General features: G+C 38.1%; 11 protein-coding genes. 9 read left to right on the top strand and 2 right to left on the bottom strand.

Translation table 11 applies throughout. The features are described 5' to 3' along the window. On the top strand, positions 1-275 hold a 275-nt coding region (locus tag ACTHN6_RS17450; RefSeq protein ID WP_440437063.1), incomplete at its 5' end, for a hypothetical protein. 83 nt (positions 276-358) lie between these two features. On the opposite strand, the gene ahcY is transcribed toward ACTHN6_RS17450, so the two are convergent. Further along, a complete protein-coding gene (gene ahcY / locus ACTHN6_RS17445; protein WP_440437062.1) occupies positions 359-1,684 on the bottom strand; it encodes an adenosylhomocysteinase in 1,326 nt (441 codons plus the stop codon). Positions 1,685-1,799: 115 nt separating this feature from the next. On the opposite strand from ahcY, the gene ACTHN6_RS17440 reads away from it, so the two are divergent. The 4 genes from ACTHN6_RS17440 to ACTHN6_RS17425 all read left to right on the top strand — a co-directional run bounded on the left by ACTHN6_RS17440 (position 1,800) and on the right by ACTHN6_RS17425 (position 5,291). Further along, positions 1,800-2,300 carry an Lrp/AsnC family transcriptional regulator gene (locus tag ACTHN6_RS17440; RefSeq protein WP_440437061.1) on the top strand — a complete coding sequence of 167 codons (501 nt, stop codon included), beginning with the start codon at positions 1,800-1,802 and terminating at the stop codon, positions 2,298-2,300. Between the two features lie 76 nt (positions 2,301-2,376). Then, positions 2,377-2,934 carry a Uma2 family endonuclease gene (locus ACTHN6_RS17435; RefSeq protein ID WP_440437060.1) on the top strand — a complete coding sequence of 186 codons (558 nt, stop codon included), beginning with the start codon at positions 2,377-2,379 and terminating at the stop codon, positions 2,932-2,934. Positions 2,935-2,968: 34 nt separating this feature from the next. Then, a complete protein-coding gene (locus tag ACTHN6_RS17430) occupies positions 2,969-4,162 on the top strand; it encodes a hypothetical protein (RefSeq protein ID WP_440437059.1) in 1,194 nt (397 codons plus the stop codon). 94 nt (positions 4,163-4,256) lie between these two features. Continuing rightward, positions 4,257-5,291 (top strand): hypothetical protein, encoded by a 1,035-nt coding sequence (locus ACTHN6_RS17425; RefSeq protein WP_440437058.1) that lies wholly within the window; start codon positions 4,257-4,259, stop codon positions 5,289-5,291. 13 nt (positions 5,292-5,304) lie between these two features. Here ACTHN6_RS17425 and ACTHN6_RS17420 read toward each other — a convergent pair whose 3' ends face one another. Next, positions 5,305-6,039 carry a 3-keto-disaccharide hydrolase gene (locus tag ACTHN6_RS17420; protein WP_440437057.1) on the bottom strand — a complete coding sequence of 245 codons (735 nt, stop codon included), beginning with the start codon at positions 6,037-6,039 and terminating at the stop codon, positions 5,305-5,307. Positions 6,040-6,246: 207 nt separating this feature from the next. Here ACTHN6_RS17420 and ACTHN6_RS17415 point away from each other — a divergent pair, with 207 nt between their 5' ends. The 4 genes from ACTHN6_RS17415 (at position 6,247) to ACTHN6_RS17400 (ending at position 10,096) form a co-directional block, all read left to right on the top strand. Further along, complete coding sequence (locus ACTHN6_RS17415) at positions 6,247-6,975, top strand: EcsC family protein (RefSeq protein WP_440437056.1); 729 nt, start codon at positions 6,247-6,249, stop codon at positions 6,973-6,975. Positions 6,976-7,128: 153 nt separating this feature from the next. Further along, positions 7,129-8,094 (top strand): glycoside hydrolase family 43 protein, encoded by a 966-nt coding sequence (locus ACTHN6_RS17410; protein ID WP_440437055.1) that lies wholly within the window; start codon positions 7,129-7,131, stop codon positions 8,092-8,094. Between the two features lie 57 nt (positions 8,095-8,151). Continuing rightward, positions 8,152-9,192 carry a toll/interleukin-1 receptor domain-containing protein gene (locus ACTHN6_RS17405; RefSeq protein ID WP_440437054.1) on the top strand — a complete coding sequence of 347 codons (1,041 nt, stop codon included), beginning with the start codon at positions 8,152-8,154 and terminating at the stop codon, positions 9,190-9,192. Positions 9,193-9,262: 70 nt separating this feature from the next. Next, positions 9,263-10,096 (top strand): metallophosphoesterase family protein, encoded by an 834-nt coding sequence (locus tag ACTHN6_RS17400; protein ID WP_440437053.1) that lies wholly within the window; start codon positions 9,263-9,265, stop codon positions 10,094-10,096. The last annotated feature ends 4 nt before the right edge of the window (positions 10,097-10,100 follow it).

Raw genomic sequence — 10,100 nt, 5'->3', positions numbered from 1 at the left:
ATGAAATAAGTATTGATTTTGATGCATCCAATTTACCTGTATTGCCCAAAGGATGGAAGCGTGATTTTCTTATTTACAGTGAAGGATGGGTAAAAGATGGCGACCTGAATACGGCTTACGGGCAAACTGTTGAACCGCTGCCTTTTCATAATATGCCGGCTTATCCATATCGGGGTGAAACAGCTTACCCGGCGGATCAGCATAAAACATACATGCAGCAATATAATACCCGCGAAGTATCAACGGATAAATTCAGTAATGCTTTAAAAAAATAAACCGGTAATGTAGCTAAGTTATGCCTGCATTACCGGTTATTTATATCAATCTAAAGACAGAATATTACAACTCAGTCTTTCTATTAATAACGGTACATTTCGGGTTTAAATGGCCCGTTTTGTGGAATGCCCAAATATTCTGCCTGAGTAGTTGTTAATTCATCTAACTCAACACCTATTTTCTTCAAATGTAAACGTGCAACTTTTTCATCCAAATGTTTAGGAAGCACATACACTTTGTTTTCATACTTATCTGCATTACTCCATAATTCCATCTGTGCCAGCACCTGGTTGGTAAATGAATTACTCATTACAAAACTTGGATGGCCTGTTGCACAACCTAAGTTTACCAAACGGCCTTCTGCCAGAAGAATTACATCATGACCATCTATTGTATATAGATCCACCTGCGGCTTGATTTCAACTTTGGTGTTGCCATAATTTTCATTCAGCCATGCCACATCTATTTCAATATCAAAGTGGCCTATATTGCAAACGATGGCTTTATCTTTCATTAATTTGAAATGTTCGCCGGTAATTAAATCGCGGCAGCCTGAAGCAGTAACAATGATATCAGCCTCTTTCACTGCATCAATCATTTTCTTCACTTCATAACCATCCATGGCAGCCTGCAAAGCACAGATAGGATCAATTTCCGTAACAATTACACGGCAGCCGGCGCCACGCAATGAAGCGGCGGAACCTTTACCCACATCACCATAACCACCAACCACAGCTACTTTACCAGCCATCATTACATCTGTTGCACGGCGAATGGCATCAACCAAACTTTCTTTACAACCATACTTGTTATCAAATTTAGATTTGGTAACAGAGTCATTAATATTGATGGCAGGAATAGGCAATGTACCTTTTGCCATTCTTTCATATAAACGATGCACGCCAGTGGTTGTTTCCTCGCTTAAGCCTTTAATGTTCTGAATAAGCTCCGGATATTTATCAAATACGATGTTGGTTAAATCACCGCCATCATCCAATATCATATTTAAAGGACGATCAAAACTTCCGAAGAATAAAGTTTGTTCAATGCACCAGTCAGCTTCCTCCACTGTTTCGCCTTTCCAGGCAAACACACCAATACCTGCAGCAGCAATAGCTGCCGCAGCATGATCCTGTGTTGAAAAAATATTGCAGGAGCTCCACTTAACTTCTGCGCCCAATTCAATCAGCGTTTCAATTAAAACCGCTGTCTGAATGGTCATGTGCAAACATCCTGCGATGCGTGCGCCTTTCAGAGGTTTGCTTTCGCCGTATTCTGCACGAAGCGCCATTAATCCAGGCATTTCGGCTTCGGCTAATCTTATTTCTTTACGGCCCCATTCAGCCAGTGAAATATCTTTCACTTTATATGGCAGGCTCAGGTCAATGTTTTTCGTTACTGTTGACATATTTAAAATTTGAAAAACAAAAATAAAAATTCAGGATAGAATAATATTTAATGATTTATTTTTGGAATGAAATGACATTATATTGATCTAATATAGAATAAATTAATAGTTTATAATGGCTCAAGCAGTTAAAAAAGAACAATCCACTATAACGGGTTTTAACATTGATGATAAAGACCTTGCCATTCTGAAGTTATTGCAGCATAATGCCCGCATAACGGTTAAAGAAATATCTGATAAAATTCACCTGAGCACAACGCCTGTGCATGAACGTATCAAGCGCATGGAAGAAGCTGGTGTTATTAAACAATATGCTACACTGGTTGATCATTCAAAAGTGAAAAAGGGTTTAATGGTGATCTGTTATGTATCACTAAGACAGCACAGTAAAAATGCCGGTATTAAATTTATAAAACTAATTCAGAGCCTGCCTGAAATTATAGAATGCTACAGCATTAGCGGTGAGTTTGATTTCATGCTGAAAGTAATGGCGGAGAATATGGATGCCTATTATGATTTTCATGTAAACAAACTAAGCCAGGAAGAAAATATCGGACATGTGCAAAGTGTTTTTGTAATGGGTGTAATAAAGCAAACGCATGTGCTGGTACATTAAAAAAACCTGAAGGTTTACAAAGCATCAGGCTGACAGATTATTAAAAAATTGTAAGTTTGGTAAAACGGAAGTTAATATGAGAAATGCTGTGAATGATAAGATTTATACTGTTGAAGAATATATTCAATATGAGTTAAAATCTGACCGGAGACATGAATTTATTAACGGACAACTTTTTGAAATGCCTGGCGAAAAGGATATAAATAATCAAATGGCAGGATTGATCTATATCCTGCTTATACAATTCTTAAAGAGTAAAGGTTATCAGGTATATAACCATGATGTAAAAGTTGCTATTCCTGATGGCAGAAAATTTTATTATCCTGATGTATTTGCCTCAAAAGAGGAAAAAAGCCTGGACAATCAATATATAAAATATACACCTGAAATAATTGTGGAAGTTGTTTCCGAATCAACCCAGGTTACAGACTATGTTGACAAGTATATTGACTATACTAAAATCACTTCGCTTCGCTATTACATTATTATCGAGCCTGAAACAGTACTGATTACTGTTTACGAAAAAGATGAAACAGGCAACTGGTTTGCCCGTAAATACACTAATATTAATGATGCAGTAAAGCTTGAAAAACTGCAAACAGAATTTTTGGTAAAGGATATTTATTCCGCATAGTTTGAAGCTGATTCTCTCAATTACAAATTATTTTGTGCACTATAAAAAACCGAAGCTACAAAGATTGTATGCCCCGCTGCCTTCCCGGTTTATATTAATTACAATTTATTGCTTTTTAATCTGTGTTTGTGGAAGGGTGTATGCACAGGACAGTATAACAATCGGGTATCTTCTTGATAAAATACAAACCCATCAACTCAAACAAGATAATTATTTCATACAAGGCGTTTTTCCCTCCTACATTAATGCATCCCGGAAATTCAAAACAAAAAAGAAAGACAACACAATCTTTTACAACACGCTTGTTACTTACGTTCTAAAAGACAATTACAACCAGTTTTCTGCAGAACAAAAAATTATCTGCGACAGCATTATTGCAAGAAGCAAGCGGGCATCAACCTATTTTAAAAATAAAAGCCGTAATACCTATAATTTCTGGCGGACAGACACGGCAACGAGATTTAATTACAGTTGGTGGATGCCCCTTTTTAAAGGTAACAGCGCTTTGCCGGATGATATGGACGACACGGTGCTTGGCTTCTTCATGAATGACGCAGATAAAGATTCAGCAAAAACGCTGCATCAATTTATGCAGGCTTATATTAACAATCATCCTCCTTTAAAAACATCGTATAAAATTTATGCTTACGACAGTGCTTATTCCACATGGTTTGGCAAAAAATTTCCTGTCGTTTTTGATGTAAGCGTATTGTGCAACATTTTAAGTTTTGTGCAGCAGTATAACCTTCAATGGACAAAAGCCGATAGTGCCTCACTGCAACATATTATTACAACCATTCAGCGAAATGATATTGTAAAACATCCTGCTTTTGTTTCACCTTACTACGCTAATACGTCTATCATTCTTTATCACCTGGCAAGGCTGATGAGCATACAACCAATACATGAATTGGAAACCATTAAACCACAATTAGTTCAAATTGCCAATGAACGCCTGCTATCAACCAATAATAGCTTTGAAAAAATTATACTTAACATTACGCTGATCAAATGGGGGCAATCGCCGCCGCCATTACATCTCAGCAAAAAAGATTTTAAAAATATAGAACAAAACGACCTGCCCTTTTTTATAGGCAATATTCCTTCTTATTTTAAACGCAGCATAAAAGGAAAGTTTACTGATTTGCGTTTACTAATGTATAATCATTATTGCCCTGCCTGGAATGATTGTTTATTGCTTGAATATTTATTATTAACAAGCAATTAAATACGGCTGAAATATTTTAGCCGCTCATTTTTCAAATCAAATACGCCGGCATTGCGCCTGAATGAGCCGTTAAAAATTTGTATTTTGTGCAAGTATGAAACTACCGCCATCAACAACAAATCCTGCTATAGCATTTTCGCTTTTTCTGCTATTGTTTTCTGCGGCTTGTAAAAAAAATACAGCCATCGTTAGCACAAAAGTTAGCAGTAGTGTTGCCGGCGATTCTCTTGTAATTAAAGATGCAGGCATCACTGTTAAAACAGGAATATTACCACCAGTAACACAAAAGACCTTTATACCAAACGGAGACAGTTCTGTTGCAGAGTTTCAGGTTATTGCATCCAAACTGATCCTGCTGAGGCGCATGGATTTTTCTGCGCCTTCACTCATATCATCTTCCCGGATCAGCAGCATTTACGATTATAAAATACTCAATGATACGGGGATGATGACTTATTTTATAGACCGCTATTTACAACCGGGATCAGGTGCGGATTTAATAATGGATATTTTTTATAAAAATGTAAATAAAATCAATTCCGGTTCGGTTGCGCAGGTAAGCCTTACAGGCATTTCCTATGTAAGTTCCGAAGATAACATGGAGCATTATATAACTCTCTCCAAACCGGTGAAAACAGATCCCATGTGCCTTGTGCGCAATAAGCCGGGCATTCTGTTCCAAAATCCTTCAGGCAGCGTTTTGGGAAACGGTTTCAAAGAAATAATACAGGTTAAATTAACAGGAGATTTTAGATGGACATTGATTGACCTGCCCTTGTCTATATCTGCATCACATGATTATAACGGATCGGTTAGTAAATGCAAACTGGCAGTAAAAAATGAAAACGAAGTATTAGAAACCGAAAGCGATTCAATTTATGTGCCTTCAGAAAGTACAGGCAAAACCGTTATTCATTTCAGCAAAGCTTTTCAGCATGCAGCCGGTGACACAGAAATACTTAAAATTTATGCACCCGTTTCAGGCACATTGGTAAGCCTTATAAGCACCATGAACCCTTATAATGCACTTGTTTGGAAAGATGCACTGGGCACTAAAATAAACGGGCAGCAAAACGACAGGTTTTTTAAAGAGATAACAAACTTCTCCAGCTTTTATTACGAGGAATAAGCCTGGTATTAATTTATAGCTTTTTAATTTTCATATTCCGGAAAGCAGCCTCATCTATATGATCCTGTAAAGCAATGCGGCCTTTGGTAAGCTTGCCAAAATCAGGATAGGTGTGCAGTGAACTTTTGTTAACAAGCTCATTCCATTCATCGCTGTTAATTAAAATGTCAGCGGTTTCAACACCATTAAGCCAGAAAGTTATTTTGCCATTGTTTTGTACAATGCGGGATTCATTCCATTCACCAAACGGTTTTGGCTGCACTTCATTTTTAACCGGCAACACAGCATATACGGCGCCCGCAATTTCTGCAGCCTTGCCCTTATGCACTTGATCATTGGCATTATCCAGCATTTGAAATTCAGGCCCTGTAAAAAAAGTAGCGGCATATTTCGGGTCTTCCTGCACATTTATCATTACGCCGCTGTTGCCCGCTTTCTGTATTGTCCATTCAAAACGCAGGTCAAAATTTTCATAAACGCTGTCTGTAACAAGATCAGCATGATCAAGATTGCTGGGTATCTGCACACATTTCAATTCACCATTTTCCACTTTCCAAACCGGGGGTAAATGTTTTTGATTATACGCATGCCACCCATTCAGCGTTTTGCCATCAAATAATAATTGCCAGCCTTCATTCTTTTCGCTTTCTGTAAGTGAATTATGCGGGTCTTTTTGTGTGCAGGATGAAACCAAAATGAAAGCAGCGGCAAAAAAATAAATACTAATTTTTCTGTAATCAATCTTCATCTTTAAGTTGGTTATGAAGCGGTATTAAAATTGTAATATTAAATATTTTTTACAGCAATGGCGCATCTTCACTATTTCACTTGTTTTATGATATAAATAATGCGGCAATAAAAAGATTGGTAATGGCTATAATGTATACAGCATACAATTAACCCCGGCGTAGTAATATAATAATTTTAAATCGGTATTTTTTATAAAAATAATTACATGAATGATTACCTGCAGCAAATAACGAGCGAATTAAAAAACTGGCAAAGGAAGATGCGGCGGGGGCCCGGGTTGGTGAACCGGCTTTCCAAAAAAATGCAAACAAAAATAAACAGCTATATACCTGAGAAAATACATAAAGCTGTTACAACTGCCATAAAACAAATGGTAAGAAGCGTGCTGTTTGGCGCCGGCATTACCACTTCAAAGCCCAATACAAAAGACAGCCTTGAAATAAAAGAAAGATTGATTGAAGAACGCATTAAATGGTATAAAACCACGGCGGCGGCAGAAGGTGGTGTTACAGGTGCAGGCGGCATTTTACTAGGGCTTGCAGATTTTCCTTTGTTGCTGGCGATTAAAATAAAACTGTTGTTTGATATTGCTTCCATGTATGGGTTTGATATAAAAGATTATAAAGAACGCATCTATATTTTGCACATTATGCAGCTGGCTTTTTCAAGCGATGAAGAAAGAAGAAATATTTATCTGAAAATGGTTGACTGGAATGAATATGCCAGCCAATTACCCGATGATATCAATCAGTTCGACTGGCGTACCTTTCAGCAGGAATACCGCGATTATCTTGACCTCGCCAAAATGGCGCAGTTGCTGCCGGTAATTGGCGCACCGGTTGGCGTAATTGTAAACTATCGCCTCATAAAAAAGCTTGGTATAACCGCGATGAATGCTTACAGGATGCGGTTATTAAGTGCTGATAAATTTTAAGTTGGGTTCACTGCTTTGAAACGCTGTTGCAAGTGATGAAAGATATTGCTTATAACGTTTTATCTTTCACGCATGAACCGGGCGTGATAATTTCTACACAGAAAAATGCACGTGACGAGGTTTCATGAGATTATTGAAAAAAAACTTGTACGAATGAAAAAGTTAAGCTTCATTTTTTTACTGTTGCTTGCAATAAAACACGGCAATACACAAACATCCGGCAACCCCATTCTTAAAGGCTGGTATGCCGATCCCGAAGCCGTTATATTCAACCATCAATACTGGATATATCCCACTTATTCTGATGTATATGAAAAGCAGGTTTTCTTTGATGCCTTTTCATCGCCCGATTTAGTGCATTGGACAAAGCACGACCGCATATTTGATACGGCAGCTATAAAATGGGCAAAGCGTGCCATGTGGGCGCCGGCTATAGTTGAAAAAGACAATAAATATTATTTCTTTTTTGGGGCCAACGATATTCAAAGCGATAAGGAATATGGCGGTATTGGTGTTGCTGTTGCCGATAAGCCGGAAGGACCTTATAAAGATTATCTCGGCAAACCTTTGATAGATAAATTCTATAACGGTGCACAGCCGATAGACCAATATGTTTTTAAAGATAAAGATGGTGCTTACTATATTATTTATGGCGGATGGAGGCATTGCAATATTGCCCGCTTAAAAGATGATTTCACCGGCATTGTTCCTATGCAGGATGGCACTTTGTTTAAAGAGATAACACCGGATAAATATGTGGAAGGCCCCTGCATGTTTATAAAAAACAATAAGTATTATTTTATGTGGAGCGAAGGCGGCTGGACAGGGCCTGATTATTCCGTTGCTTATGCAATAGCAGATTCGCCTTTTGGCCCTTTCAAAAGGGCGGGCAAGATATTACAACAAGACAGTGCTGCTGCAACAGGCGCCGGCCATCATTCTGTAATACATAATGAAGCAACAGATAAATGGTATATCATTTATCACCGCAGGCCATTGGGTGAAACCGCAGCCAACCATCGCGCCACCTGCATTGAAGAAATGTTTTTTGATGAGAACGGCATGATAAAACCGGTGAAGCTAACCTTTACAGGTGTTGCGCCACAGCCGCTGCAATAATTATTTCAGCATGCTTTTATGAATTAAAAATAAATTTGTAAGAGCACCACATAGCTTATGAAATACAAAAAAGTTTTTTTCAGCTATTCAAGAACCGATACTGCTTTTGCCATAAAGCTTGCGCTGGATTTAAAAAAAGATGGTTACGATGTGTGGATTGACCAGGAAGATATTCGTGCCGGCAGCGAATGGGATATGCAGATTGAGCAGGCATTAAGCACCTGTGATTGCCTGGTATATATTCAGTCGGAAAAATCAGCCGCTTCGCAAAACGTGCTGGATGAAGTTTATTATGTACTGGAAGAAAATAAACCCGTTATACCGCTGCTTATCAGCGAAAGCAAAGCGCCTTTCAGGATAAAAAGATTACAGTATATTAATTTCATTAATAATTATGAAACAGGCCTGCAAAGCCTGAAAGATACTTTAAGCGGCACCATGCCCGAAGTAAGTAATGAAAATTTTAAGAAGGGCAATTCAGCATATAAAAACCGCTCAAAATATGTAATTGGTTTCCTGGTTGTAGTGGCTGCCGCATCAGGCCTTTTCTATTTTTTGCGCACTGGCACAACTGCACCTGAAACAATTATAAATAAGGAAGATATAAGTAATAAAGACAGCGTGCTTTCAAAAGAAAATTTTACAGGCAACTGGATATTGACGGGAACACAACCTGATATGAGCGAAAGAAAAGGCTACCTGAAAATAGAGGATGGTGACGATGGAAAACTAAATATTAAAACCAGCGTGCAATTCTACTACCCCAAAGCAAATGATACGGCCTATCATGAAGTATTCAATGCCTTTGCCGAATGTAAAAACTGCGCGTTTACAAATGAAATAGCGTTAACCGATAAGCAGGTTGATGTTGGTTCGCAGCGCTATATAATTTTAAAAGAAGATGAACCAGGTAAAGGAAAGGCCGGCGATACCATATTGAACGCAGGCTTAAACACTGCAGTAAAAGCATCGATTGTGTTACATTTAAGCAACAACAACGTGTTGCTCACCATCAGTAAGAAAGATACATCAGCAGCATCCTATGGCGTTACTATACCGCCGTTTGAGTATGCATTCGTTTTTAAGAAAGATGAGTAACAATATATGTCAGCAGTTAATATTTACGTAATATAAATATGCTTATTTAGCATTTGTAAAATTGAACGCCATGCAAAACAGGAGAGCATTCTTAAAACAAGGCATCAGGGCTATTGTTATGATTAGTGCAGGCAATGTATTGCAATCATTTGCCGCATCATCATTCAGGCCTCCTGACAAAGAAAATGTATTGCTTCGTTTTGCCACTGTTTCTGATGGGCATTACGGGCAGCCCTCTACAGAATATGAGGTGCTGCATAAACAAATGGTTAACTGGCTGAATGCTGAACAAAAATCAAGGGGCCTGGATTTCACATTTGTGAATGGTGATTTATTTCATAATGATACTTCCATGATGCCGTTGGTAAAACAGCAATGGGATAAATTACAAATGCCTTATCATGTATCGCATGGCAATCATGATATGATAGATGAAGGACAATGGCAGCAAATGTTTACCACAAAATGGCATTACAGCTTCGAAAAAAATGAAACTGCTTTTATTGTTTTAAACAGTGCAGATGATCAGGGCAAATACATTTGCCCCGATCTTGAATTTGCAAAAGAGCAATTGAATAAATACGCTGATAAAAAGCACTTGTTTGTATTCATGCATATAACGCCCTTTAGCTGGACGGGTGCTGGCCTTCCCTGTCCCGAACTGGTAACAATGTTTAATAAACAATCAAATCTTAAAGCCGTATTTCACGGGCATGATCATGACGAAGATGGTATGAAAGAAAATGAAGGCAAACATTATTTCTTTGACTCGCATGTAGCCGGCAACTGGGGCACAAAATATCATGGCTACCGGATAATTGAAATATTAAAGAATGGCAGTGTGCTTACATACCAGATGAATCCATCAAATCAAAAGCAGGTAAATAATAATACCGTTGCCTGATTGG

The organism is Parafilimonas sp. (genome assembly GCF_051953455.1).
GTDB lineage: Bacteria > Bacteroidota > Bacteroidia > Chitinophagales > Chitinophagaceae > Parafilimonas.
The sequence above is the reverse complement of the archived record's forward strand: the minus strand, read 5'-3'. Positions and strand labels throughout refer to the sequence as shown.

Coding starts and splice junctions, on each gene's coding strand:
- ahcY (WP_440437062.1), bottom strand. CDS start 1,684: ATGTCAACAGTAACGAAAAACATTGACCTGAGCCTGCCATATAAAGTG.
- ACTHN6_RS17440 (WP_440437061.1), top strand. CDS start 1,800: ATGGCTCAAGCAGTTAAAAAAGAACAATCCACTATAACGGGTTTTAAC.
- ACTHN6_RS17420 (WP_440437057.1), bottom strand. CDS start 6,039: ATGAAGATTGATTACAGAAAAATTAGTATTTATTTTTTTGCCGCTGCT.
- ACTHN6_RS17405 (WP_440437054.1), top strand. CDS start 8,152: ATGAAATACAAAAAAGTTTTTTTCAGCTATTCAAGAACCGATACTGCT.
- ACTHN6_RS17400 (WP_440437053.1), top strand. CDS start 9,263: ATGCAAAACAGGAGAGCATTCTTAAAACAAGGCATCAGGGCTATTGTT.
- ACTHN6_RS17410 (WP_440437055.1), top strand. CDS start 7,129: ATGAAAAAGTTAAGCTTCATTTTTTTACTGTTGCTTGCAATAAAACAC.
- ACTHN6_RS17425 (WP_440437058.1), top strand. CDS start 4,257: ATGAAACTACCGCCATCAACAACAAATCCTGCTATAGCATTTTCGCTT.
- ACTHN6_RS17415 (WP_440437056.1), top strand. CDS start 6,247: ATGAATGATTACCTGCAGCAAATAACGAGCGAATTAAAAAACTGGCAA.
- ACTHN6_RS17435 (WP_440437060.1), top strand. CDS start 2,377: ATGAGAAATGCTGTGAATGATAAGATTTATACTGTTGAAGAATATATT.